General features: G+C 71.3%; 21 protein-coding genes. 9 read left to right on the plus strand and 12 right to left on the minus strand.

Translation table 11 applies throughout. The features are described 5' to 3' along the window. Positions 1-59: 59 nt before the first annotated feature. The 5 genes from pucL to ACZ3ZE_RS10700 form a co-directional block, all read right to left on the minus strand. A complete protein-coding gene (gene pucL, locus ACZ3ZE_RS10680; RefSeq protein ID WP_361174930.1) occupies positions 60-1,007 on the minus strand; it encodes a factor-independent urate hydroxylase in 948 nt (315 codons plus the stop codon). A gap of 5 nt (positions 1,008-1,012) precedes the next feature. Beyond that, positions 1,013-1,432, minus strand: coding sequence for a hydroxyisourate hydrolase (uraH, locus tag ACZ3ZE_RS10685; RefSeq protein ID WP_361174933.1), 420 nt, complete (start codon positions 1,430-1,432; stop codon positions 1,013-1,015). Next, positions 1,432-1,947, minus strand: coding sequence for a 2-oxo-4-hydroxy-4-carboxy-5-ureidoimidazoline decarboxylase (uraD, locus tag ACZ3ZE_RS10690; RefSeq protein WP_361174936.1), 516 nt, complete (start codon positions 1,945-1,947; stop codon positions 1,432-1,434). Before uraD ends, uraH begins: the two co-directional genes overlap by 1 nt. Positions 1,948-2,102: 155 nt before the next feature. After that, on the minus strand, positions 2,103-2,441 hold the full coding sequence (locus tag ACZ3ZE_RS10695; RefSeq protein WP_361175023.1) for a helix-turn-helix domain-containing protein: 339 nt from the start codon (positions 2,439-2,441) through the stop codon (positions 2,103-2,105). Between the two features lie 44 nt (positions 2,442-2,485). Continuing rightward, positions 2,486-2,764, minus strand: a complete 279-nt coding sequence (locus ACZ3ZE_RS10700; RefSeq protein WP_361623093.1) for a thiamine-binding protein — start codon at positions 2,762-2,764, stop codon at positions 2,486-2,488. 140 nt (positions 2,765-2,904) lie between these two features. On the opposite strand from ACZ3ZE_RS10700, the gene ACZ3ZE_RS10705 reads away from it, so the two are divergent. From ACZ3ZE_RS10705 to ACZ3ZE_RS10715, 3 genes are all read left to right on the plus strand, one after another. After that, positions 2,905-3,738: a TIM barrel protein gene (locus ACZ3ZE_RS10705; RefSeq protein WP_442305148.1), complete on the plus strand. Its 834-nt coding sequence runs from the start codon at positions 2,905-2,907 to the stop codon at positions 3,736-3,738. A gap of 44 nt (positions 3,739-3,782) precedes the next feature. Continuing rightward, the gene (locus ACZ3ZE_RS10710) at positions 3,783-4,697 is read left to right on the plus strand and encodes a 2-hydroxy-3-oxopropionate reductase (protein WP_363290883.1); all 915 of its coding nucleotides are present in this window, start codon (positions 3,783-3,785) and stop codon (positions 4,695-4,697) included. Positions 4,698-4,888: 191 nt separating this feature from the next. Beyond that, entirely contained in the window at positions 4,889-6,346 is a 1,458-nt protein-coding gene (locus tag ACZ3ZE_RS10715; RefSeq protein ID WP_361174944.1) for a catalase, read from the plus strand. A gap of 386 nt (positions 6,347-6,732) precedes the next feature. On the opposite strand, the gene ACZ3ZE_RS10720 is transcribed toward ACZ3ZE_RS10715, so the two are convergent. Then, entirely contained in the window at positions 6,733-7,959 is a 1,227-nt protein-coding gene (locus tag ACZ3ZE_RS10720; protein WP_361622895.1) for an MFS transporter, read from the minus strand. A gap of 76 nt (positions 7,960-8,035) precedes the next feature. Between ACZ3ZE_RS10720 and ACZ3ZE_RS10725 the strand changes: the two genes are divergently transcribed. Beyond that, complete coding sequence (locus tag ACZ3ZE_RS10725; protein ID WP_361174950.1) at positions 8,036-9,013, plus strand: ArsR/SmtB family transcription factor; 978 nt, start codon at positions 8,036-8,038, stop codon at positions 9,011-9,013. Between the two features lie 107 nt (positions 9,014-9,120). On the opposite strand, the gene gcl is transcribed toward ACZ3ZE_RS10725, so the two are convergent. After that, positions 9,121-10,908: a glyoxylate carboligase gene (gcl, locus tag ACZ3ZE_RS10730; RefSeq protein WP_361174953.1), complete on the minus strand. Its 1,788-nt coding sequence runs from the start codon at positions 10,906-10,908 to the stop codon at positions 9,121-9,123. Between the two features lie 337 nt (positions 10,909-11,245). On the opposite strand from gcl, the gene ACZ3ZE_RS10735 reads away from it, so the two are divergent. The 3 genes from ACZ3ZE_RS10735 (at position 11,246) to ACZ3ZE_RS10745 (ending at position 13,877) form a co-directional block, all read left to right on the plus strand. Then, complete coding sequence (locus ACZ3ZE_RS10735; RefSeq protein ID WP_467258426.1) at positions 11,246-12,307, plus strand: hypothetical protein; 1,062 nt, start codon at positions 11,246-11,248, stop codon at positions 12,305-12,307. A 68-nt stretch (positions 12,308-12,375) separates the two neighbouring features. Further along, positions 12,376-13,164 carry a TIGR04222 domain-containing membrane protein gene (locus tag ACZ3ZE_RS10740; protein ID WP_363290951.1) on the plus strand — a complete coding sequence of 263 codons (789 nt, stop codon included), beginning with the start codon at positions 12,376-12,378 and terminating at the stop codon, positions 13,162-13,164. 68 nt (positions 13,165-13,232) lie between these two features. After that, positions 13,233-13,877: a GNAT family N-acetyltransferase gene (locus ACZ3ZE_RS10745; RefSeq protein ID WP_361174956.1), complete on the plus strand. Its 645-nt coding sequence runs from the start codon at positions 13,233-13,235 to the stop codon at positions 13,875-13,877. On the opposite strand, the gene ACZ3ZE_RS10750 is transcribed toward ACZ3ZE_RS10745, so the two are convergent. Together ACZ3ZE_RS10750 and ACZ3ZE_RS10755 are read right to left on the minus strand one after the other, a co-directional pair. After that, complete coding sequence (locus ACZ3ZE_RS10750) at positions 13,862-15,400, minus strand: AMP-binding protein (protein ID WP_467258583.1); 1,539 nt, start codon at positions 15,398-15,400, stop codon at positions 13,862-13,864. The genes ACZ3ZE_RS10745 and ACZ3ZE_RS10750 overlap by 16 nt on opposite strands. A 122-nt stretch (positions 15,401-15,522) precedes the next feature. Next, complete coding sequence (locus tag ACZ3ZE_RS10755) at positions 15,523-17,211, minus strand: AMP-binding protein (protein WP_361174959.1); 1,689 nt, start codon at positions 17,209-17,211, stop codon at positions 15,523-15,525. Between the two features lie 130 nt (positions 17,212-17,341). On the opposite strand from ACZ3ZE_RS10755, the gene ACZ3ZE_RS10760 reads away from it, so the two are divergent. Continuing rightward, positions 17,342-18,172, plus strand: a complete 831-nt coding sequence (locus tag ACZ3ZE_RS10760) for a helix-turn-helix transcriptional regulator (protein WP_361174962.1) — start codon at positions 17,342-17,344, stop codon at positions 18,170-18,172. Positions 18,173-18,326: 154 nt separating this feature from the next. Here ACZ3ZE_RS10760 and ACZ3ZE_RS10765 read toward each other — a convergent pair whose 3' ends face one another. Beyond that, on the minus strand, positions 18,327-19,454 hold the full coding sequence (locus tag ACZ3ZE_RS10765; RefSeq protein WP_442305144.1) for a winged helix DNA-binding domain-containing protein: 1,128 nt from the start codon (positions 19,452-19,454) through the stop codon (positions 18,327-18,329). A 184-nt stretch (positions 19,455-19,638) separates the two neighbouring features. Between ACZ3ZE_RS10765 and ACZ3ZE_RS10770 the strand changes: the two genes are divergently transcribed. Next, positions 19,639-20,766 (plus strand): magnesium and cobalt transport protein CorA, encoded by a 1,128-nt coding sequence (locus ACZ3ZE_RS10770; RefSeq protein ID WP_361622898.1) that lies wholly within the window; start codon positions 19,639-19,641, stop codon positions 20,764-20,766. Positions 20,767-20,958: 192 nt separating this feature from the next. Here ACZ3ZE_RS10770 and ACZ3ZE_RS10775 read toward each other — a convergent pair whose 3' ends face one another. Both ACZ3ZE_RS10775 and ACZ3ZE_RS10780 read right to left on the minus strand, forming a co-directional pair. Further along, entirely contained in the window at positions 20,959-22,071 is a 1,113-nt protein-coding gene (locus ACZ3ZE_RS10775) for a serine hydrolase domain-containing protein (protein ID WP_467258586.1), read from the minus strand. Between the two features lie 333 nt (positions 22,072-22,404). Continuing rightward, the gene (locus ACZ3ZE_RS10780; protein ID WP_467258589.1) at positions 22,405-23,472 is read right to left on the minus strand and encodes a serine hydrolase domain-containing protein; all 1,068 of its coding nucleotides are present in this window, start codon (positions 23,470-23,472) and stop codon (positions 22,405-22,407) included. Between the last annotated feature and the right edge of the window lie 116 nt (positions 23,473-23,588).

Raw genomic sequence — 23,588 nt, forward strand, 5'->3', positions numbered from 1 at the left:
TCCGGTGCGCACGCCCCCGCCCGACTGCGGGGCGGGCGGGGGCGAGCACTCAGTGCCGCTTAGAGGTTGGTCATGTCGACCGGGATCTGCGCCGAGGCGCCGTCGCGCAGGACCGTGGCCTCGATGAGGCCGTACATGCGGTCGGCGGCGTAGTAGACCTCGTTGTCGTTCTTCAGACCGAAGGGCTCGAGGTCGACCAGGAAGTGGTGCTTGTTCGGGAGCGAGAAACGGACCTCGTCGATCTCCGAACGGTGGTTGATGATCCGCGTGGCCATCTGGTAAAGCGTCTGCTGGAGGGAGTACGAGTACGTCTCCGCGAAGGCCTCGAGCATGTGCTTCCGGGTCTGCTCGTAGGACCGCTCCCAGTTGGGCATCCGCTGCTCGTCGTCGGTCCAGTTGAACCGCCAGCGGCCGGACACCTGCGTGGCCAGGATGCGGTCGTAAGCCTCCTGGAGGGTCGTGTACTTGTCCTTGATGTAGCCCCAGAACTCCGAGTTGGTGGAGTTCATGACGACGAGGTCCTTGAGGCCGGAGATGACCTCCCAGTTCTTGCCGTCATAGGTGATCTGGGTGACGCGGGTCTCCTGGCCCTTGCGGACGAAGGAGTGGTTGACCTCGTCCGAGCCGATGAACTTGGAGTTGGCGTCCGAGCCGGCGATCCGCTCCCAGGAGTACTCCTCGATCTGGATGCGGGCCCGGTGGATCGGCTCCTGGCTGGTCACGAAGTGACGGGCCAGGTGGATGCCGAACTGCTCGGCGGACTCGATGCCGTACTCCTTGGCGAACGCGAAGACGGTGTTCTTCGTCGTGTCGGTGGGGAGGCAGTGGGCGTTCGAGCCGGTGAGGTGGACGTCGTCGAGGTCACCGGAGAGGGCGACGGAGACGTTCAGGTCCTTGATGTGGTGGGTCGCGCCGTCCCGCGTGATCCTGACGACGCGGTTCTCTGCTTTGCCGTACTGGTTCTGGCCGAGGATCACAGGGTGGGCAGGGCGGGAAAGGGGTGTCATGTCTGCTAGCTCCCTCGGTAAACGGAGTAGCCGAACGGGTTGAGCAGCAGCGGCACGTGGTAGTGCTCGCCCGGGACGACGGCGAACGTGATCGCCACCTCCGGGAAGAACGCTCCGGTCGTGCCGCTGTCCCGATTCGCGGGGGCGTCCTGCTGCGCCTCGGCTTGCTTGTTCTGCTTGCTCAGGAAGTACGCCTCGGTCTGGAAGTCGAGCCGTACGTGGGTCGTGCCCTCCGGCAGGGCCGGGAGGTCCTTGCATCGCCCGTCCGCGTCGGTGGCGGAGCCGCCCAGGGCGGTCCACTCCGCGTCGGAGCCGGCGCGGGCCGCGAGCGTGATCGCCACGCCCTCGGCCGGACGGCCGACGCTGGTGTCCAGGATGTGGGTGGACACGGAGCTGCTCGGCGAAGCCGAGGTGTCGGTGCTCATCAGTTCTCTTCCTCGGTCTCGACGAGACGGGTCAGACGGATGCGGTTGATCTTGCCCAGTTCGGTGCGGACGATCTCCCGCTCCTGCTCGGGCGAGTTCTCGATCCGCTCGCGGACCGCGTCGCGCATCTGCTCGCCGGTCCTGCCGGTGGCGCAGATGAGGAAGACATGCCCGAACTTGTCCTGGTAGGCCAGGTTGAGTGCGAGCATCTCGGCCTTGAGCTCCGCGGAGGCGCCGGCCATCCCGCTCTGCTCGCGGGAGGAGGTCGGGTCCCCTGCCTTCGGACGACCGATCGGCGGGTGGCCCGCCATCGCGTCGGCCAGGTCCTCGGTGGTCAGTTCCGCCGTGGCGGCGTCACTGGCGAGGAAGAGGGCTTCCGCGGTGGCGTACGGGCGCTGGGCGAGCAGCTTGCTCCCCCACGCCGAACTGGAGCACACCTCGTGGAGTGCGGCGACGGCGTCGCCGTCCGCCGAGGTGTTGAACCGGGTGAGACCCGGTGTCGTACCTGAAGTCACGGGAAGCCTCCGTGGCTGTTTTTCGCTGTGCGTCGGACGGGCTGCGGATAGCTAACGCCCTCCGCAACACGACGTCAACACTTTGTTGAAAACTCGGCCACACAAAAGCCGTCGTCCCGACATCTGGACGACGGCTTGTGGTCACTCATGATCAACTACCCGCCCTTGGGGGCCTTTTCCCTGTTCAGGGCGGTCTCCCTGTTCAGGTAGTTGTACACGGTGAAGCGACTGACGCCCAGCGCCCCCGCCACCGTCTCCACTCCATGACGCACGGAGAAGGCACCCCGTGCCTCCAGGATCCGCACGACCTCCTGCTTGCTCTTGCGGTCGAGCTCGGCGAGCGGCATCCCGTGCCGCCGTTCCATCGCGGCCAGAATGTGATCCAGCGATTCGGACAGCTGCGGCAGCCGCACCGCGAGCACGTCCTCGCCCTCCCAGGCGAGCACCACGTCGTCCACTCCGGCCTGCTCCGGCACCAGCAGCTCGGCGCCCATCGCGTCGACGAGCGGCTTCACCGCCGCCACCAGGGGGTGTTCGTTCACTTCTCCCCCTCCTTGGAGCCCTGGGAGTCCCGCGACTCACCGATCACGTTCACCTGGAGCGAGACCCGGGTCGCCCCGGCCTCCAGGGACTTGCGCAGCAGCGCGTCCACCGCGGTGAGCACCGCGTCGGCACCGCCTTCCGCCGTGTTGCCGAAGGGCCCCACATCGACCGCGTCCAGTTCGGCCGACTGGATGACCTCACGTGCCACGACCGCGTGCGCCGGCGCCTCTTCCAGGTCGAACGGCTCGGTCGTGAACTCCACTCTCAAACGCACCATGCCCCCACGCTACGGCCCGGCCACGAGCCACGGGAGCCCCGGACCTGCGGGGAGCCCTTGACAAGTCGGCCGGTCCACTTGCAACATTCCGTCAGACAGAAACTTACTTCCGCAATACGGAAGGAGCGCCGCCCCTCATGGGATACACGGACCAGCGCTTCGATGTGAACCTGTCGATCCTCTTCACGGAACTCCCGCTCCTGGAGCGCCCCGCGGCCGCCGCCGCGGCGGGCTTCACCGCGGTCGAGCTGTGGTGGCCCTGGATCGACACCGCCACCCCCGAGCAGAGCGAGCTCGACGCCCTCAAGAAGGCTCTTGAGGACGCCGGCACCCAGCTGGTGGGCCTGAACTTCTACGCCGGACAACTCCCCGGCCCGGACCGCGGCGCGGTCTCGGTGCCCGGTGAGGAGTCCGACCGCTTCCGGGCCAACATCGACATCGCCGCGGACTTCGCGGCCTCGGTCGGCTGCAAGGCGCTCAACGCGCTCTACGGCAACCGCGTCGAGGGTGTGGACCCGGCCGTCCAGGACGAGCTCGCCCTGGAGAACCTGGTGCTGGCCGCCCGCGCGGCCGACCGGGTGGGCGCGATCCTGCTGATCGAGACCCTCAACAAGCCGGAGTCGCCGCTCTACCCGCTGGTGAGCGCCCCCGCCGGCGTCGAGATCGTCGACAAGGTGAACACGGCCACCGGCCTCGGCAACGCCAAGTTCCTCCTCGACATCTACCACCTGGCCATGAACGGCGAGGACGTCAGCCGGGTCATCGCGGAGTACGCGGACAGGACCGGCCACGTCCAGATCGCCGACAAGCCGGGCCGTGGCGCACCGGGCACCGGCGAGCTGCCGCTGGAGCAGCTCCTCGACGAGCTGAGGAAGGCCGGTTACGACGGCTGGGTGGGCCTGGAGTACAAGGCCGCCGACGCCGCCACGTCCTTCGCATGGCTCGCCCCCGAGGCCCGCCCCGCCCGCTGACGCAGGCCCCCTCCCCGTACCACCTTGTTTTGAGAGGCACCCTCATGAGCACCCTTGCTGACTCCTCCCAGCCCACCCGCCCCGCGATCGCGTGGATCGGTCTCGGCATCATGGGCTCCCCCATGTCCGAGAACCTGATCAAGGCCGGCTACTCGGTCACCGGCTTCACCCTGGAGCAGGACAAGCTGGACCGCCTCGCCGCGGCGGGCGGCACCGTCGCCGGCTCGATCGCCGAGGCCGTCAAGGACGCCGACGTGGTCATCACGATGGTGCCCGCCTCCCCGCAGGTCGAGGCCATCTCGTACGGCCCCGCCGGCATCCTGGAGAACGCGAAGCCGGGCGCGCTGGTCATCGACATGTCGTCGATCACCCCGCAGACCTCGGTCGACCTGGCGAAGAACGCCAAGGAGAAGGGCATCCGCGTCATCGACGCCCCCGTCTCCGGCGGCGAGGCCGGCGCCATCGAGGCCGTCCTGTCGATCATGGTGGGTGGCGAGCAGGCCGACTTCGACGAGGCCCTCCCGATCCTGGAGGCCCTCGGCAAGGTCATCGTCCTGTGCGGCCCGCACGGTTCCGGCCAGACGGTGAAGGCGGCCAACCAGCTGATCGTCGCCGTGAACATCCAGGCGTGCGCCGAGGCCGTGGTCTTCCTCGAGAAGTCCGGCGTGAACCTCCAGGCCGCCCTGGACGTCCTCAACGGCGGTCTGGCCGGCTCCACGGTCCTGACCCGCAAGAAGGACAACTTCCTGAACCGGGACTTCAAGCCCGGCTTCCGGATCGACCTGCACCACAAGGACATGGGCATCGTCACCGACGCCGCCCGCAACGTCGGTGCGGCCCTCCCGGTCGGCGCCGTGGTCGCCCAGCTGGTCGCGTCGCTGCGCGCCCAGGGCGACGGCGGCCTGGACCACTCGGCCCTGCTGCGCGCCGTCGAGCGTCTCTCCGGCCAGCAGGTCTGACCCCGCCCCCCGTCCTGACGGGGCCCTGATTTCCGGGCGGCGGCGGCGCTGACACCTGTCCTGTCGCGCCCAGGCGTCGCCGCCGTCCGGAACACCACACTTCAATTTCAACAAACTGTTGACGCTGCTCGGCGGGCCTACATACGCTCCAGAGCACTCCCAGCAGTGCAGCTCCCGTACGGAAGGTCACGATGTCGAAGCGCGTGCTTACGACCGAGTCCGGCGCCCCTGTCGCCGACAACCAGAACTCCGCCACCGCCGGCGTCGGTGGCCCCCTCCTGCTCCAGGACCAGCACCTGCTCGAGAAGCTCGCGCGCTTCAACCGTGAGCGCATCCCGGAGCGCGTGGTGCACGCCCGCGGCTCCGGCGCGTACGGCTACTTCGAGGTGACCGACGACGTCACGGCCTACACCAAGGCGGACTTCCTCTCCCAGGTCGGCAAGAAGACCGAGACCTTCCTGCGCTTCTCCACCGTGGCCGACTCGCTGGGTGGCGCGGACGCGGTCCGCGACCCGCGCGGCTTCGCGCTGAAGTTCTACACCGAAGAGGGCAACTACGACCTCGTCGGCAACAACACCCCGGTGTTCTTCATCAAGGACCCGATCAAGTTCCCCGACTTCATCCACTCCCAGAAGCGCGACCCCTTCACGGGCAAGCAGGAGCCGGACAACGTCTGGGACTTCTGGGCGCACGCCCCCGAGGCGACCCACCAGGTGACCTGGCTCATGGGCGACCGCGGCATCCCCGCCTCGTACCGCCACATGAACGGCTACGGCTCCCACACCTACCAGTGGACCAACGAGGCGGGCGAGGCCTTCTTCGTCAAGTACCACTTCAAGACGAACCAGGGCATCCGCTCCCTCTCCGCCGAGCAGGCCGCCGAGCTCGTCGGCAAGGACGCCAACTCGCACCAGACCGACCTGCTCCAGTCGATCGAGCGCGGCGTGAGCCCCTCCTGGACCCTCTACGTCCAGGTGATGCCGGCCGCCGAGGCCGCCGACTACCGCTTCAACCCGTTCGACCTCACCAAGGTGTGGCCGCACAGCGACTACCCGCTGCGGCGCGTGGGCCGGCTGGTCCTCGACCGCAACCCGGACAACGTCTTCGCCGAGGTCGAGCAGGCCGCGTTCTCCCCGAACAACTTCGTTCCTGGCATCGGCCCCTCGCCCGACAAGATGCTCCAGGGCCGTCTCTTCGCCTACGCGGACGCCCACCGCTACCGCCTCGGCGTCAACCACACCCAGCTGCCGGTGAACGCCCCCAAGGCGACCTCCGCGGACAACTACGGCCGCGACGGCTACATGGCCACCCGCAACGGCTCGCGCCACGACAAGAACTACGAGCCCAACTCGTACTCGGGTCCGAAGCAGACCGACGCCGCGCTGTCCGCGCCGCTCGCCATCCACGGCTGGACCGGCACCCACGAGGCGCCGCAGCACGCCAAGGACGACGACTTCTTCCAGGCCGGCGAGCTCTACCGCCTGATGTCCGAGGACGAGAAGGGCCGCCTGATCGCCAACATCGCCGGCGGCCTCTCCCAGGTGTCCCGCGAGGACATCATCGAGAAGAACATCGCCCACTTCGCCGCCGCCGACGCCGAGTACGGCAAGCGCGTCGAGGAGGCCGTCCGCGCCCTGCGCGAGGACTGATCCTCCGAACACCCAGACAGCGTACGGTGCCTGACGGGAGGTCAGCACTGTACGCGGTCCGGGACACCGGCCCGGATGAGGGGTGGCCGGTGAACCGGACAGCGTGAGGACCGCGGCGGCTCCGAGCCAGTGCGGTGGTAAGGACGCCCGGCCCCCTTCCTGACCTGAAGGGAGGGGAACCGCCGGCGCGCCCGTCGGTACCGCCGCGGTCCCAACGCCCCTCCCCCACGGCGCTCCGGCGCCCGGGGAGGACCACGGACTCCGCCCGGCGGCGCGAACGTCCTGTCGCGCCAGCCTCGCACCGTCGGGCGGGCACCACGTGCGCAGTGCGGTTTACGGTCCCGCACCGCGCGCACCAAGGCCGAGGCCTGACCCACGCACAGGGGTCAGGCCTCGGCCCTTTTCCGCTTCCCGGCCACGGTCACCGGCCGCCCGGCGAGACCGAGGACGAGGGTGACCGCCAGCGAGGCCACGGCCAGCAGGCTCATCGCCGTGGCGGGCGAGGTGAGTTGGGCGAGGCCGCCGGCGAGGGCCGCGCTCAGCCCCTGGAAGGCGAGCATCCCGGAGGTGTGCAGCCCCAGCGCGTGCCCGCTCAGCTCCTCGGGGACCAGCGCCATCAGCCGCTCCTGATAGAGCAGGCTCGCGCCGTAGCCGACGGCCGACACCGTGATCGCGGCGACCGCGTACGGCAGCGCCGGGTCGAGCGCGAAGAGCAGGTACGGGGCCGCCAGCAGCGCCTGGAGCGGCGCGGCGGCCCGGCCCCGGAGCCCCGCCGGCAGGAACCGTCCCACCGCGATGTCCCCGGCCAGCATCCCGAGCGCGGCACAGGCGAACAGCAGCCCCGCGCGCTCGGGGGCGTACGGCACGAAGAGCGACTCGCAGCCGACGATCAGGCCGTTGGGCACCCAGAGGGCCAGATAGACCCGCCGCCGGGGCCCCGAGGCCCAGAGCCGCGCGTTCGTCCGCCAGGTCTCCGCGACCGAGACCCGGCCGCTCGCCCGCGGGGCCCGCCGGGACAGGCCACGCCCGGCGACCAGGGCCGCCAGGAGGTAGAGGGCCGCGCCGGTCGCCAGGGTGCCGCGCGGCGAGAGCAGCGCCAGCAGCAGCCCGCCCGTCGCGAACCCGGCGATCTGGCAGACGCCGGTCGACATGTTGAAGACGGAACGTCCCAGCAGGAAGGCCTCGGCGGGCAGCACCTCGCGCAGCAGCCCGTACCGCACGCCCCCGCCCAGGGAGCCGACGAGCCCCTGGACGAAGAGGATCGCGAAGACCGCCCCGACGGGCAGCCCGGGGACCGTCTGGGCGGCGGTGCCGGCCGCGAAGGCGAGCGAGACTCCGGTGAGGGCCGCGCGGGGCGGCAGCCGGTCCGCGGCCGACAGGAGCGTGGTGGCGCCGACCAGCTGGGCGAGCGCGGGCCCGAACATGGCGAGCGCGGAGAGCAGCGGGGAGCCCGTCGCCCGGAACACGAGGGTGGCGAGGCCGAGGCCCGACACGGTCTGGGCGGCGATCTGGGCGGCGCCGCTGAGGAAGAGCGGGGTGAATTCGGGGGTACGGAACAGATCGCGGTACCGGGGGGCCGGGAGTGACGAGGGGGCGGGCGGGTACGGGGGCATGCCGGAGAGTCTCGGGGACGGGCCGGGAGGCCCGATAGTGTTTCGCGCGGGGGCGAAACGAGAGCGGGGTGGACCCATGGGCTGGTGGCAGATCGGCACCGATTCCCTGGCCGGAGGACGGTTCGTCATCTCCCCGCTCGCCGAGACCGTCGCCGCGCTGAAGACCCTGCACGCCGAGGCCGCCGGCCACCCGGGCGAGCGCGCCTGGCTGGCCGGTCACCTCCCGGCGTACCGGGCCCGCCTCGCGGCCGATCCGGTCGACGCCCTGCTCGTACGGGCCGCCCTCGGGCGCACGTGGAACGCCGACTTCCTGACGCCGACGCCGCTGGGCGAGGGCGAGCAGACCTTCGAGGAGGAGGTCGAGGCGGTCCGGGAGGTCGAACCGGCGGACGCCGTGCCCCAGTTGGAGGTGTCCGTGGGCGGCCCCGTACCGGATCCGCTGCGCTCGGCGCGCGACCTGCCGCACCGGATGGCAGGGGTCCTGGAGTGGGTGTGGCGGGAGACGGTACTGCCCGACTGGACGCGCCGCCACCGGGTCCTGGAGGCCGATGTGGTGGCCAGAACCGCGCGGTTGGGCCAGGGCGGCTGGGCGGCGGCGCTCGACGAACTGTGCCCCGGCAAGATGCGCTGGCTGGGCGACGGCCGCCTCCAGGTCAACCCCCGCGCGTATCCGCCGCGTTGGGTCGACGGCGGCCGGCTGCTGTTCGTGCCGGTGACACCGGCCACGGGCTGGGTGTCCTGGGAGGGCACGGAGCGGTCCGCGATCGTGTACGCGTGCTCCGGCACCCTGGCCGACACGGCGGGACCCACCGTCCCCGAGGGCCTGGGCGCCCTGCTCGGCGGCGCCCGGGCCGGCGTCCTCGTACGACTCGAAACCCCCAAGTCGACCAGCCAGTTGGTGGCGCTGACAGGGCAGGGCCTCGGGTCGGTGGGGCGGCACCTGAAGGTGCTACTGGACGCCGGGCTCGTACGGCGCAGGAGGGCGGGGCGGTCGGTGCTGTACGACTGGACCGAGGCGGGGTCGGTGCTGGTCCGGGCACAGGCCGGACCCTAGGGCCTGAGCCGATCCGGGCACGGGGAGGCCCCCGCCCCGGTGCTCGTCGGGGCGGGGGCCGTCTCACGACTCCCTGATCGGACCTGGCGTGGTCGGACCCGGTCCGGTCAGACCTTGAGGGCCTTGATCGCGGTGGGCGCGTGGCCGGGCTCGGTGGCCAGGTCCTCGAACTCGGTGACGTCGCTCATGTCGACCGTCTTGCTCATCGCGATGTTGGTGATGCGCTCCAGGATCGCCTCGACGACGACCGGGACCTGGAACTCGACGGCCAGCTTCTTGGCCTGCTCCAGCGCCTCGCCCAGCTTGTCCGGGTCGGTGACGCGGATCGCCTTGACGCCCAGGCCCTCGGCGACCTTGACGTGGTCGACGCCGTAGACGCCGATCTCCGGGGTGTTGATGTTCTCGAACTCGAGGTTGACCTCGAAGTTGATGCCGAGGCCGCCCTGTGCCTGGCGGATCAGGCCCAGGTAGGCGTTGTTCACGAGGACGTGGACGTAGGGGACCTTGTGCTGGGCGGCGACCGCCAGCTCCTCGATCATGAACTGGAAGTCGTAGTCGCCGGAGAGGGCGACGACCGGGGTCTCCGGGTCCGCGGTGGCGGCACCGATGGCGGCCGGGATGGTCCAGCCGAGCGGGCCGGCCTGGCCGCAGTTGATCCAGTGGCGCGGCTTGTAGACGTGCAGGAACTGCGCGGCCGCGATCTGGGAGAGGCCGATGGTGGTGACGTAGCGCGTGTCCTGGCCGAAGGCCTTGTTCATCTCCTCGTAGACGCGCTGCGGCTTCATCGGGATGTTGTCGAAGTGCGTACGGCGCTGCAGGGTGGCCTTGCGCTCCTGCGCGGAGGCGGCCCAGGCGGAGAAGTCCGGCAGCTTGCCCTCGGCCTTGAGCTCCTTGGCGAGCTCGATGAAGAGCTCCAGGGCGGCCTTGGCGTCGGAGGCGATGCCGTAGTCCGGCGCGAAGATCTTGCCGAGCTGGGTGGGCTCGATGTCGACGTGGACGAACTTCCGGCCCTTGGTGTACGCCTCCAGGTTGTACCCGGTGTGGCGGTTGGCCCAGCGGTTGCCGATGCCGATGACGACGTCGGACTCCAGGAAGGTCGCGTTGCCGTAGCGGTGCGCGGTCTGGACGCCGACCATGCCGGCCGCCAGCTCGTGGTCGTCCGGGATGGTGCCCCAGCCCATGAGGGTGGAGATGACCGGGATGTTCGTCAGCTCGGCGAACTCGACCAGCAGGTCGGTGGCGTCGGCGTTGATGATGCCGCCGCCGGCGACGATCAGCGGGCGCTCGGACTCCAGGAGGAAGCTCAGGGCCTTCGCGGCCTGGGCGCGGGTCGCGGTCGGCTTGTAGACCGGCAGCGGCTCGTACGTCTCGGGGTCGAACTCGATCTCGGTCAGCTGGACGTCGATCGGCAGGTCGATGAGGACCGGGCCGGGGCGGCCGGAGCGCATCAGGTGGAAGGCCTGCTGGAAGACACCGGGGACCTGCGCGGCCTCCAGGACGGTCGTCGCGGCCTTGGTGACCGGCTTGGCGATGCTGGCGATGTCGACGGCCTGGAAGTCCTCCTTGTGGAGCTTCGAGACCGGCGCCTGGCCGGTGATGCAGAGGATCGGGATCGAGTCGGCGATCGCCGAGTACAGGCCGGTGATCATGTCCGTGCCGGCCGGGCCGGACGTACCGATGCAGACGCCGATGTTGCCGGCCTTGGCGCGGGTGTAGCCCTCGGCCATGTGGGACGCGCCCTCGACGTGACGGGCGAGGGTGTGGGCGATCCCGCCCACGTTCTTGAGCTCCCGGTAGAAGGGGTTGATGGCCGCGCCGGGCACACCGAACGCGTTGGTGACGCCTTCGCGCTTGAGGATCTCAACGGCCGCTGCGGCGGCGGTCATACGAGGCATGGGAGTGCTCCTGCTTCGGCCAGGAGGAGACAAGCGCGCCGGGCTCCGGCGGGGGGCTTCAGCGCCTTGTTTCCATAATGCGGAAATACTGTTCTACTATACGGAAGCAATGTAGGTGGGTCGAAGGAGAGGCGTCAAGAGACGATCTGCGGGGAGACCGTCCGAGGTGGCCGAAGTGGCTCCCCCGGGCGGCCGGAAGGGTGGACGATGGGTGCGGGAGCAGAGGGGGTTCGGTGTGGGTGAATCGGTACAGGTGCGCTGTCCGGAATGCCTCCGTACGCAGAGATACGCGCCACCCGTCTTCCCCTGCGTCTGCGGCACCCCGATCGCGCCCCCGGTGATCCACGGCGCGACCGCCCGGCCCGTCACCCACCGCAACTGGTCCGAGGAATGGGTCACCGTCCTCTGCCCCACCTGCGCCCACCCCTCCGACTGGCCCCACCCCGAGCTGGGCTGCGCGTGCGGGGCGGTGCTGCGGGTGCCGGTGAGGGGGACGGGGTACGCGGAGGGGGCGGAGGGGACGGACGAGGCGGGTGGGCCGGAGGGGCCCGGCGGGCCGGGTGAGCCGGGTGGAGCCGGCGGGACGGACGGTGCGCGCGGGACGGACGGTGCGCGCGGTGCGGATGGCGGGTACGACGGGGGCGGGGCGGACGGTGCGGACCGTGCGGGCGGCGGGGGCCCGGCCGGCGGGTCCGCCGTCGCACCCGCCGACGCCGATGACGGCCGGTCCGCCGCCGACACCACCCCGACCGCCGCACCCGCCACACCCGGGTCGCGGTCCCACGACGCCCCCGAGGCCACCCTCCGGCCGACCGCACGCAGCGGCACCCCGGCGCCCGCCCCCGCCCACTCCCCCGTACCCGACATCGATACCGACGCAGACGCCGACGCCGACACGGACACCGACGCCGACGCCGACATCGACGCCGATGGCTACCCCACCTTCACCCAGCGTCACCCCTCTCCCCCGCACCACACCCTCCCCAGCGCCCAGCAGGCCGCCGCGCTCCCCGCCAGGCCCGCCTTCCGGCCCGTGACGATCAGGACCGCGCGGGACGCGGTCGCGGCGTCCGCCGGATATCTGCGCTGGCTGGGGTTCCGGGACGTCGTGCAGCCGGAGGAGCGGTCGACGGTGGCCGTGGACCTGCGGGGGCCCGGGCTCGTCGCGCAGGTGGACCCGAGCACCCGGCCGACGGGACTGCGGGCCGTGGAGTGCCTCTGGCTGAACGGGCTGAGCAACGGGGCGACCAGCGTCTGCTTCTCCCTCGCGGGCTACACCCCCGAGGCCCACGAGCGCGCCGAGGGCCTGGGCGTCCCGCTCTTCGTGCTCGACCTCACCGGGACCCCGCAGCCCGTCAACGCCCCCGCCGACACCCTCGTCGACACCGGAGCCGCCTAGCATTTCCGGCCATTCACGGGTGACGAGCGGCCCTCCTCCGGGAACAACACACTCGGGGGGTGAACACCATGACGACGGGGACGTGGTGGTTCTTCGGAGTGACACTCGGTCAACTGGCACTCGCGGTCGTGCTGTTGCGTACCCGCAGCAGGGGGCGGCCCGAACTGCCCCCGCAGGCCCTGGCGCTGCTGCGCGGCGGCCCGCGGGCGGCCGTCACCGTCGCACTGGTCGCCCTGCACCAGCGCGGGGCGGTCGCGGCCGGGCGGCGGGGCACGATTCGCGCCAACGGCGGGGCCGGGCGGACCCGCGACCCGCTCCAGCTGGGCGTGCACCGCTCGCTGCAACGAGCGGTCGGTCTGAGGGTGTTGGCCACGCGCCCGAAGGCCCGCCAGGCGCTCGACGCGCTGCGCGCGGAGCTCGGTCGAACGGGCCTGCTCCGCCCGCCCGGCCGGCTGTGGGCGGCACGGATCCTGCTGGCCTGCGTGCCGGTCACCGTGAGCGTGGGCCTGCTCGCCACGGGGGTCACCGCGCCGGCCGTGCTGCTCGGTGCCGTGACGGTGCTCGCCGCCGCGCTGCTGCTCTGCGTGCCGCCGACCACCCGGGCCGCCCGCCGTCTCCTCGCGGGCCTGCGAGCACGGCACCCGCTGCCCGCGCACCGCCGCGAGGTCACGGACGGCAGGGACGTCCTGCTGTACGTGGCGCTGTACGGCGACCCCGCCCTGGCGCTCTTCCTGCCGCACTTCTCCCGTGACGGCGGCCTGCTCGTCCGCCGCGGCGACCGGGACGACGGCTACGCGACCGGCCGCGGCTGGAACCCGGAGAACGGCCCGACCTGCACGAGCGGCGCCCCGGACTGACCGGGTCCCCGCCGATCCGCCGCCACCCGGTTGACGCCTTCTTCACACCGGCGGGGCCATACTGGCGTATGCGCATCCGAGCGGCCGCACCGGCCGAACTCCCCCTGCTCCAGGACATCGAACGCGCCGCGGGCGAGGCATTCCGCCCGCTGGGCATGGAGCACATCGCCGACGACGAACCCCTGCCGCTGGACGTCCTGGAGGGCTACCGCAGCGCGGGCCGGGCCTGGGTCGCGGTGGACGCGGCCGACCGGCCCGTCGGGTACCTGCTGAGCGACACCGTGGACGGCGCCGCCCACATCGAACAGGTCTCGGTCCACCCGGACGCCGCCCGGCGGGGCGTCGGCCGGGCGCTCATCGAGCATCTGGCGTCGGCCGCCCGGGAGCAGGGCCTCGCGGCGCTGACCCTGACGACGTTCACCGAGGTCCCGTGGAACGCCCCGTACTACACCCGGCTCGGCTTCCGCCGCCTGGAGGAGAGCGATCCGGAGCTCAGCGAGGGCCTGCGGGAGATCAGCCGCGCGGAGGCGGCGCACGGACTGGCCGCCTGGCCCCGGGTCTGCATGCGCCGCGAGATCGCGGAGCCGCAGGCCCGGGAGCGGACGCGTTCCGAGGAAGGCCCGGCGGAAGGCCGCGAGGCGCGCCCCGAGGAACGGGCGCGCCTCCGGGAGCAGGCCCGTCCCCAGGAGCAGGCCGTTCAGCCCGCCCCGTAACGCTCCCGCAGCTCCACCTTCCGTACCTTCCCGCTCACCGTCATCGGGAACTCGGCCAGGATCTCCACGCGCCGGGGGATCTTGTAGTGCGCGAGGCGGTCGCGGCAGAAGGCGGTGACGTCGTCCAGGGTGGGCGGGTCGGCCGGGTCGCGCGGGATCACGCAGGCCAGGATCTCCTCGCCGTAGCGTGCGTCGGGGACGCCGACGACCTGGACGTCCGCGATCTTCGGGTGCGCGTAGAGGAACTCCTCGATCTCGCGCGGGTACACGTTCTCCCCGCCCCGGATGATCATGTCCTTGATCCGGCCGACGATCTGGACGTAGCCGTCCTCTCGGAGCACGGCGAGGTCGCCGGTGTGCATCCAGCGGCCCGGGTCGATCGCCTCGGCGGTCTTCCCGGGCTCGTCCCAGTAGCCGAGCATCACGCCGTAGCCGCGGGTGCACAGTTCGCCTGCGGTGCCGCGCGGGGCGGTGAGGCCGGTGCCCGGGTCGACGACCTTCACCTCGACGTGCGGCATGACCCGGCCGACCGTGCCCGTGCGGCGCTCCAGGTCGTCGTCGCGCCGGGTCTGGGTGGAGACGGGCGAGGTCTCCGTCATGCCGTAACAGATGGACACCTCGGCCATGTTCATCTCGGCGACCACCCGCTTCATCACCTCCACCGGGCACGGCGAGCCCGCCATGATCCCGGTGCGGAGGGTGGAGAGGTCGTACGAGGCGAAGTCGGGCAGGCCGAGTTCGGCGATGAACATCGTCGGCACGCCGTACAGGGAGGTACAGCGTTCCTCCTGCACCGCGCGGAGGGTGGCGGCCGGGTCGAAGGACGGGGCCGGGATCACCATGCAGGCGCCGTGCGAGGTGGCGGCGAGATTGCCCATGACCATGCCGAAGCAGTGGTAGAAGGGCACGGGGATGCAGATCCGGTCCTGCTCCGTGTAGGCGATCATCTCGCCGACGAAGTACCCGTTGTTGAGGATGTTGTGGTGGGAGAGGGTGGCGCCCTTCGGGAAGCCCGTCGTCCCCGAGGTGTACTGGATGTTGACGGGTTCGTCGCAGGACAGTGCGGCCGGCCGGACGCCCTCCGGCGCGGTGCGTGCGAGGAGTTCGTCCCAGCTCGCGTCGCCGAAGTAGACCACCTCGCGCAGCTGCGGGCACGCCGGCCGCACTTCCTCGACCATCGCCCGGTAGTCGCTGGTCTTGTGCGCGAGGGAGGCGAACAGCAGGGTGATGCCGGCCTGGTCGAGGACGTACCGCAACTCGTGGGAGCGGTAGGCCGGGTTGATGTTGACCATGATGGCGCCGAGGCGGGCGGTCGCGTACTGCACGAGCACCCACTCGGCGCGGTTGACCGCCCAGATGCCGACACGGTCGCCCTTGCGCACCCCGCTGCCGAGGAGCGCGTCCGCCAGCCGGTCGACGTCGGCGCCGAACGCCGCGTACGTCCAGCGGCGGCCGGTCGGCACGTCGACGAGCGCCTCCCGCTCGGGCCAGGCGGCGACGGCCCGGTCGAGGTTGCCGGCGATGGTGTCGCCGAGGAGGGGCGTGGGGTCGGCGCCGTGCGCGTACGAGAGCGGGGTGGTGGAGGACGGGGCGGGGGCAGAGGAGGGGGCCGGACCCGCAGGGCCGGAGGACGGGGCGGCGGCGGTCACGTGAGGTCCCCCTCGGCGTACTCCGTGCCGCCCTGGCCCTCGGCGGTCAGCCGGCGCAGCTCCACGCGGCGGATCTTGCCGGACACCGTCTTGGGCAGGTCGGCGAACTCGATGCGGCGGATGCGCTTGTAGGGCGCGAGGACCTCGCGGGAGTGCGCGAAGAGCGCCTTCGCCGTGTCGGCGTCCGGCCGCCAGCCCGCCGCGAGGACGACGTACGCCTTGGGGACGGCGAGCCGCAGCGGGTCGGGGGCGGGGACGACGGCGGCCTCGGCGACGGCCTCGTGCTCCAGGAGCGCGCTCTCCAGCTCGAACGGGGAGATCTTGTAGTCGCTCGCCTTGAAGACGTCGTCGGCGCGCCCGACGTACGTGATGTAGCCGTCGGCGTCGCGGGAGCCGATGTCGCCGGTGCGGTAGTAGCCGCCGGCCATCGCCTCGGCCGTACGCTCCGGGTCGCCGTGGTAGCCGGTCATCAGGCCCACCGGGTGGGCGGAGAGGTCGAGACAGATCTCGCCCTCCTCGACGCCGGCGCGCCCGGTGACCGGGTCGACGAGGGTCACCCGGTAGCCGGGGCTCGGCCGGCCCATCGAGCCTTCCTTGAGCCGCTGCCCCGGGCTGTTGGAGACCTGCACGGCCGTCTCGGTCTGGCCGAAGCCGTCCCGGATGGTGACGCCCCAGGCCCGCCGCACGGTCTCGATGACCTCGGGGTTGAGCGGTTCGCCGGCGGCGACGACCTCGCGGGGCGGGGTGGCCAGCTGCCCGAGGTCGGCCTGGATGAGCATGCGCCACACGGTGGGCGGGGCGCAGAAGCTGGTGATGCCGTGCCGGTCCATCTCGGCCATCAGGCGGGCCGGGTCGAAGCGGCTGTAGTTGTGGATGAAGACGGTCGCCTCGGCGTTCCAGGGGGCGAAGAGGTTGGACCAGGCGTGCTTGGCCCAGCCGGGCGAGGAGATGTTGAGGTGCACGTCGCCGGGCTGGAGACCGATCCAGTACATGGTCGCCAGGTGCCCGACGGGGTACGAGGTGTGGGTCTGCTCGACGAGTTTGGGGCGGGCTGTGGTGCCGGAGGTGAAGTAGAGCATGAGCGTGTCGTCGGCGAGGGTGACGCCGTCCGGGGTGAAGTCGGCGGACTCGCGGTAGGCGTGCTCGTATCCGAGCCAGCTCACGCCGTCGCCGCCGACGGCGATCCGGGTGTAGTCGCCGGGCACGTCGTCGAACTTGGCGGTGTCCTCGGCGCGGACCAGCACATGCCGGGCACGGCCGCGCTCGACCCGGTCGCGCAGGTCGGCGGGGCCGAGCAGCGGGGTGGCGGGGATGACGACGGCGCGCAGCTTCATCGCGGCGAGCATGGTCTCCCACAGCTCGGCCTGGTTGCCGAGCATGACGACGATCCGGTCACCGGGCCGGACGCCCTGGGCGCGCAGCCAGTTGGCGACCCGGTTGGAGCGGGCGGACATCTCCGCGAAGCTCAGCCGCGTCTCGGTGCCGTCCTCCTCGACGATGTGGAGGGCGGTGCGTTCGTTTCCGGCGGCGATGACGTCGAACCATTCGAGCGCCCAGTTGAAACGGTCGGGCCGGGGCCAGCTGAACCCCTCGTACGCCGTCTCGTAGTCCTCACGGTGCTGGAGCAGGAAGTCCCGGGCCGCCCGAAACCCCTGGGTCGCGTCCGTCGCGCTCGCTGCCGTCATGTGCCCTCCTCGTTGCGGGACCGGTCCCGGACATCGTGTAATCGGTGACCCAGGTCTCACTACCCCCGTTCGGGGGTGACCGCGCGGATCGGCGGACCGGACCGGCGGTCAGGCAGAAGGAGAGCGCACGGTGCCCGAGCACGTCGAATCGGTGGAGCTGCGCGGCGCCCTGCTGCGGCTGCGCCGCACCACCGGTCTCCAGGTGGTGTTCGGGGGCCTTCTGCACGACGGGCGCGCGCTGCGGATCGCCGAGCTGAACGGGGCGGTGACGCCGGCGCTGCGCGGGTTGACGATCTCGACCGGCTCCGGCCTGGGCGGGAAGTGCCTGGCCCTGTCGCGGCCGTGCGCGGTGACGGACTACGCATCGGCCCGGCACATCACGCACGAGTACGATCTCCCGGTCTCGGCGGAGGGCCTGCGTTCCGTGATCGCGGTGCCCCTCGTCGTACGCCGCAAGGTGCGCGGGGTGCTGTACGGGGCGCTGCGCGACGCCCTGCCGATCGGCGAGCGGGTCTTCGACGCGGCGGTCGCCGCGGCCCGAGACGTGGAGCAGGCCTTCGCCGTACGGGACGAGGTACGGGAGCTGTACGCGCGGGCGGCGAGCCCAGGACCCTCCTGGGAGGAGGTCCGGCAGGCATACGGGGAGCTGCGCGAACTGGCCCCGAAGGTCGCCGACCCGGAACTGCGCGCCCGCCTGCTCGCGGTGTGCGGCCGCCTGGAGACGGCCTCCGGCACCCCCGAGGCCGCCCCGGGGCGCGCGCCGGCGCCGTTGCTGACCCCGCGCGAGACGGACGTCCTGGCGGCGGTGGCCTCGGGGGCGACGAACGCGGCGGCGGCGCAGCGGCTGGGGCTGCGCCCGGAGACGGTGAAGGGCTACCTGCGCTCGGCGATGCGGAAACTGGGGGCACACACGCGCCTGGAGGCGGTGGTGGCGGCGAGACGGGCGGGGGTGATGCCATGAGCGGGCTGCCGTCAGGGGCGCTGCCGTGAGGGGGGCTGCCGTCAGGGGGGCTGCCGTCAGGGGCAGCCGTGAGGGGGGCTGCCGTCAGGGGCAGCCGTGAGGGGGGCTGCCGTCAGGGGCAGCCGTGAGGGGGGCTGCCGTCAGGGGGGCGGGCTTACGGCAGCGTCAGGACGATGTCGTACGGGACCCCTTCCCGTCCCGTGACGCCCAGCGTCCGTTCGGCCTCGGCGGTGAGCGCGGCGCGCTGGGTCCGGGTGACCGGCCCGAACGGCTCGATCGTCAGCGTCGTCCGCTCCTTGCCCTCGTCGAGGCGCCACAGCCCGGCGAGGAACCCGTCGAGGAGGAAGACCCTGTGGGCCTGGTTGGCGGTCCAGGTGCGGCCGTGGTGTTCGGCGGGGACGACGCGGGTGCGGTCGGCGTGGGAGAGCAGGAGGTTGTCGAACTCGGGCAGGAACCGCGCCGGCGCCGGGGTGTCCTCGTCGGGGCGGGGCGCCTCGGGGAGGTCGAACAGCTCGGTGCCCCGCTCGTCGCGGAAGACGAGCAGCCGCGACCGGAGCCGTTCGAAGGCGGGGCGCAGCCGGGTGAGTCCGCACCAGGTCTGGATGTCCCGCACGGAGGCGGGTCCGAAGGCGCCGAGGTAGCGCAGCACGGTCTCGTCGAGGGCGGCGTCGTCGACGACGCTGTCCACCACACCCCCCTCACCGAACCAGGCCCGGACCGTCGTGAGCGCGACCTGCCCGCTCTGCCGCCACAGTCCCCGGGGGGTGACCTGGACCATGAGCAGCAGGCAGCGGGCGGCGATGGTGAGCGCCAGCGGGTCGGCGTCCGGCCACACCTCCAGCAGGTGGGTGCGCAGGTCCTTGGGCGTCCGGGGCCGCTCCTCCACGAAGGCGGTGGCGAGGTCGGTCAGCCGGTCGAGGTCGACGCCGTCGAGCCCCTTGCGGAACATCCGCAGCTCGCGGTCGATGGCACCGGCCTGGACGAGCCGGCGCAGGACGACGGCGTCGCGGGCGGTGTGGGTGTGGACGGTGGACCGGAGGGAGACGATCCGGGCCACGGTGCGGGACTCCATGAGCCCGGACAGCGCCTCGGGCCGGAAGCCGTCGAGGCGGGCGGCGAGGGCGTAGTACGGGGGCTTGGTGTTCTGGGCCTGGAGACCGACGAGGTGGTGCACGGCCTGCTCGGCGGAGAGCGGGGAGGGCGCGAGCAGCAGCTGACGGTCGAGGGTGGCGCGGTTGAGGGCGCGGGTGCTGAGGACCGGGGGCGTCGTCTTCGGGGCCATGGGGAACACGCTAGCGACGATCTAGGTCAGATACCGTCCTCAATGCGCAGGGGATCTCCGGGGAAGACCGCCGACCACGCCCGGATGACGCCCGCCCCGCGCACCCTCCTCGGACATTCCCCCCTATATCCTGCACGGGACAACGCCCGCACCTGCCCGCACCCCCCTCAGGAGGTGAACGCACATGTCCGACCGCCGCCCCCGAGCGACCTGGCGCCGCCAGCCGGAGCAAACGCCCGCGGCACACGGGTCGTCCCCCTCGCCCACCTCTCCGCCCCCCGCGGAGCAGCGCCGGAGCGTCATACAGGCCACCCTCTACCGCGACGGCCGGCACGTCTCCTCCCCCACCACCCTCGCGGAAACCTTCCGCCAGCTGCGCGAGCACCCCGACGGCATGGCCTGGATCGGCCTGCACCGCCCGACGGAGAAGGAACTCCACTCGCTGGCCGCGGAGTTCGACCTGCACGAGCTGGCCGTCGAGGACGCGATGGAGGCCCACCAGCGCCCGAAGCTGGAGCGGTACGGGGACACGCTCTTCGTGGTGCTGCGAGCCGCCCGCTACCTGGACGCGCAGGAGGAGGTGGACTTCGGCGAACTCCACGTCTTCGTGGGCCCCGACTTCGTGATCACCGTCCGGCACGGCGCGGCCCCGGACCTGTCCGCGGTGCGCCGCCGCATGGAGGAGGACCCCGACCTGCTCGCGCTCGGCCCGGAGGCGGTGCTGTACGCGATCCTGGACGCGGTGGTCGACGGCTACGCCCCGGTGGTGGCCGGTGTCCAGAACGACATCGACGAGATCGAGACCGAGGTCTTCGGCGGCGACCCGGCGGTGTCCCGCCGCATCTACGAACTCTCCCGGGAGATGGTCGAGTTCCAGCGCGCCACCCGCCCCCTAGTGGGCATGCTCCACGGCCTGATGGCCGGCTTCGCCAAGTACGGCACGGACGAGGAACTCCAGCGCTACCTCCGCGACGTCGCCGACCACGTCACCCACACCAGCGAACGCGTCGACGGCTTCCGCCAGGCCCTGACGGAGATCCTCACCGTCAACGGCACCCTGGTCACCCAACAACAGAACGCGGAGATGCGCGCACTGGCGGAAGCGGGCTTCGAACAGAACGAGGAGATCAAGAAGATCTCCGCCTGGGCGGCCATCCTGTTCGCCCCCACGTTGGTGGGAACCATCTACGGGATGAACTTCGACACCATGCCGGAGCTGCATTGGGCGGCCGGGTATCCGTTCGCGATCCTGCTGATGGCAGTGGTCTGCACGAGCCTGTACGTGATCTTCAAGAAGCGGGACTGGCTGTAGCGCCCCCCCCCCCCGGACTCTCTGATCAATGTCACATACTCGAACACTGAGGAGTGGCTGTTGGTCGCCCCTGGGGAGAATCCGGGGGGGGAGAATCCACGACGGCGGGGAGTGGACGCTATTCGCCCCCGCTTGGGCCCCACCAAGGGGTCCGGCAGCCGTAGCCGGCACGGCGCTGCGGCGCAGCGCTCTTCAGCGGCACAGCGCCGTGTCGACGGCAGCCTCCACACGCTGGGAGGCTGCGCCCGTCGGGGTGGTGGTTACCGCGATGGCGGCGGCGCGTCCGTCCTCTGTGACGCCTCCTCGTGTCCGGTATCCCAGGGCGGTTCCGCCGTGGCCCCAGTAGACGCCGCCGCATGACAGCGGAGTGCTGGTGAGGCCCAGTCCGTAGCGGACGCCGGGGCCGCGTGCCTCTGCGGGGACGGTGGTGCGCATCTCGGCGAGCTGGGCCGGGGGCAGGAGCTTGCCGCCGAGGAGTGCGGTGTAGAAGCGGTTGAGGTCGCTGTTGGTGGTGATCACCGCACCCGCGGCCCAGGCCATGGACATGTCCATGGTGGTGTAGTCGATCAGAGGTCCGTCGTCCGTTTCCCGTTCGTAGCCCTTGGGGTGGGGCTCGTGGAGGGTCGTCTCTCCGGGGGTGGGGAAGTAGGTGTGGCGCAGTCCGAGGCGTTCGACGATGCGCCGGTCGATCTCCTCGCCTATGGGGCGGCCGGTGACCTTCTGGATGACCAGGCCCGCCACCAGGTAGTTCGTGTTGCTGTACTCCCACTTCACGCCCGGGGAGAAGTGGGCCTTCTGCGCGAGGGCGCCGTCAAGCAGGTCGCGTGGTTCGAAGTAGCGGTACCGGACGGCGGGGAAGTCCGCGAAGACGGGGGAATCCATGTACTCGGGCAGGCCGCTGGTGTGCTGGAGGAGTTGGCGGATGGTGACGTGGCGTCCGTCGATGCCTTCGCCGCGCAGCAGGCCGGGCAGATAGGTGTCGACGGGGGCGTCCAGTGCCAGCTTCTTCTCGGCGACCAGTTGCAGCGTGACCACGGCCGTGAAGGCCTTGGTGTTGCTGCCTGCCCGTACCTGCCCGTCCCTGGGTACCTTCGCGCCGGTCCTGAGGTCGCCGACACCTGCGGTGTACTGACGCGTCCGGCCCTCGCGGTCCACGACGCTCGCCAGCGCGGAGGGCATCTTGTCGTCAGTCACCAGGGCGTTCAGGCTCTTCTGAACGGGGTCAGGCTTGGCGGCGGAGGCCGCGGACGGGAACAGCGCGCCGGCGGTCATGACGACCCCGGTGAGCACGCTCACCGCGAGCAGGGTCTTACGTCGGCCGCCTCGCGGAAGAGCGGGACGGAACCTCGGCGATACATCTGCGTACATGGAACAACTCCTGTCGTGACAGTGGAGAGCAAGCGAGGAACGAGTCGGTACGCGCCCCGGTGACGGTGGCGGTCGCGCCAGTGGCCTGGCGACGCTCGTGGGCACGGGCCCGCCGGGGTATCGGTCGCCGTTCCCGGGAGCGGGAGCGGCGACCGATACCGTCAGGCGCCGGTGGCGGCAGGGGCCCGCCCACCGGCTTGACCCGCTCTCATCGGGCGTCCGCGGCCGCGGTGCGGGAGCGGCGGCTCTTCCGTTGGGTCAGTGAGGTTCTCAGCGGCACAGGGCCGTTTCGACGGCGGCTTGTGCGTGCTGGTCGGTGGCACTGTCGGCCGGCATGGCGGTCAGTGCGATGTTGACCGCACGGCCGTCCTCCGTGACACCTCCCGAGGTGACGTATCCCGGAATGGTTCCGCCGTGGCCCCAGTAGACGCCGCCGCACGGCAACGGCGTGCTGATCAGGCCCAGTCCATAGCGGACGCCCGGGGCGCCTGCGGGGACGGTGGTGCGCATCTGGGCGAGCTGGGCCGGGGGCAGGAGTTCGCCGCCGAGGAGCGCGGAGTAGAAGCGGTTGAGGTCGCTGTTGGTGCTGATCACCGCACCCGCGGCCCAGCCCCAGGACGGGTCGAGTTCGGTGACATCGCGCCAGGGCGAGTCGGCTGTGTCCCGGTGGTAGCCCTTGGCGTGGGGCTCGTGGATGGTCATGTCTCCGGGCGTGGGGAAGTAGGTGTGGCGCAGTCCGATGCGGTCGACGATGCGCCGGTTGATCTCCTCGCCCAGCGGGCGGCCGGTGACCTTCTGGATGATCAGGCCCGCCACCAGGTAGTTCGTGTTGTTGTACTCCCACTTCGCGCCCGGGGAGAAGTGGGCCTTCTGCGCGAGGGCGTTGTCGAGGAGCTCGCGCGGCTCGTAGTACCTCTGCGGATCCTTGAGGACTGCGCCCTTGTCCAGGTATTCGGGCAGGCCGCTGGTGTGCTGGAGGAGTTGGCGGATGGTGATGTGGCGTCCGTCGATGCCTTCGCCGCGCAGCAGGCCGGGCAGATAGGTGTCGACGGGAGCGTCCAGTGCCAGCTTCTTCTCGGCGACCAGTTGCAGCGTGACCACGGCCGTGAAGGCCTTGGTGTTGCTGGCCGCCCGTACCTGCCCGTCCCTGGGTACCTTCGCGCCGGTCCTGAGGTCGCCGACACCTGCGGTGTACTGACGCGTCCGGCCCTCGCGGTCCACGACGCTCGCCGACGCGGAGGGTATCTGGTCGTCAGTCACCAAGGTGTTCAGGCTCTTCTGAACGGGGTCAGGCTTGGCGGCGGAGGCCGCGGACGGGAACAGCGCGCCGGCGGTCATGACGACCCCGGTGAGCACGCTCACCGCGAGCAGGGTCTTACGTCGGCCGCCTCGCGGAAGAGCGGGACGGAACCTCGGCGATACATCTGCGTACATGGAACGACTCCTGTCAGTAG

The sequence above is a fragment of the Streptomyces sp. NPDC023157 genome (assembly GCF_055560575.1).

Coding starts and splice junctions, on each gene's coding strand:
- ACZ3ZE_RS10780 (WP_467258589.1), bottom strand. CDS start 23,472: ATGACCGCCGGCGCGCTGTTCCCGTCCGCGGCCTCCGCCGCCAAGCCT.
- ACZ3ZE_RS10705 (WP_442305148.1), top strand. CDS start 2,905: ATGGGATACACGGACCAGCGCTTCGATGTGAACCTGTCGATCCTCTTC.
- pucL (WP_361174930.1), bottom strand. CDS start 1,007: ATGACACCCCTTTCCCGCCCTGCCCACCCTGTGATCCTCGGCCAGAAC.
- ACZ3ZE_RS10765 (WP_442305144.1), bottom strand. CDS start 19,454: ATGGCCCCGAAGACGACGCCCCCGGTCCTCAGCACCCGCGCCCTCAAC.
- ACZ3ZE_RS10740 (WP_363290951.1), top strand. CDS start 12,376: ATGACGACGGGGACGTGGTGGTTCTTCGGAGTGACACTCGGTCAACTG.
- ACZ3ZE_RS10725 (WP_361174950.1), top strand. CDS start 8,036: ATGGGCTGGTGGCAGATCGGCACCGATTCCCTGGCCGGAGGACGGTTC.
- ACZ3ZE_RS10720 (WP_361622895.1), bottom strand. CDS start 7,959: ATGCCCCCGTACCCGCCCGCCCCCTCGTCACTCCCGGCCCCCCGGTAC.
- ACZ3ZE_RS10770 (WP_361622898.1), top strand. CDS start 19,639: ATGTCCGACCGCCGCCCCCGAGCGACCTGGCGCCGCCAGCCGGAGCAA.
- ACZ3ZE_RS10695 (WP_361175023.1), bottom strand. CDS start 2,441: ATGGGCGCCGAGCTGCTGGTGCCGGAGCAGGCCGGAGTGGACGACGTG.
- ACZ3ZE_RS10715 (WP_361174944.1), top strand. CDS start 4,889: ATGTCGAAGCGCGTGCTTACGACCGAGTCCGGCGCCCCTGTCGCCGAC.
- ACZ3ZE_RS10710 (WP_363290883.1), top strand. CDS start 3,783: ATGAGCACCCTTGCTGACTCCTCCCAGCCCACCCGCCCCGCGATCGCG.
- ACZ3ZE_RS10755 (WP_361174959.1), bottom strand. CDS start 17,211: ATGACGGCAGCGAGCGCGACGGACGCGACCCAGGGGTTTCGGGCGGCC.
- gcl (WP_361174953.1), bottom strand. CDS start 10,908: ATGCCTCGTATGACCGCCGCCGCAGCGGCCGTTGAGATCCTCAAGCGC.
- uraH (WP_361174933.1), bottom strand. CDS start 1,432: ATGAGCACCGACACCTCGGCTTCGCCGAGCAGCTCCGTGTCCACCCAC.
- ACZ3ZE_RS10745 (WP_361174956.1), top strand. CDS start 13,233: ATGCGCATCCGAGCGGCCGCACCGGCCGAACTCCCCCTGCTCCAGGAC.